This window comes from Soonwooa sp. T0.1_25 (assembly GCF_057652215.1).
Map to the genome: position 1 here is coordinate 1 of NZ_JBYFBZ010000129.1, position 228 is coordinate 228.

The 228-nt window shown below is 35.1% G+C and carries 1 protein-coding gene; it reads left to right on the forward strand.

Features of this window, described 5'->3' with window-relative positions; genetic code table 11:
- Positions 1-194: phosphoenolpyruvate carboxylase (locus tag AC23MB_RS14575; RefSeq protein WP_487787679.1), on the forward strand; the 194-nt coding region annotated here is incomplete at its 5' end.
- Positions 195-228: the final 34 nt, after the last annotated feature.

Consider the following 228-nt stretch of genomic DNA (forward strand, 5'->3'; position numbering starts at 1 on the left):
ATCAAAAAGACGACATCAAAATGGATATTGTTCCACTTTATGAAACCAAGGAAGGTCTTATTAACGCAGAAGCTGTGATGCGAGATTTGTATCAACTTCAGTTTTATCAAGCTCATCTTAACAGACGCTGCAATCAACAATACATTATTTTAGGATTTTCGGATGGGACAAAAGATGGCGGTTATTTGAAATAGAATTGGGAAATATATAGGGCAAAAGAGAGTTTGA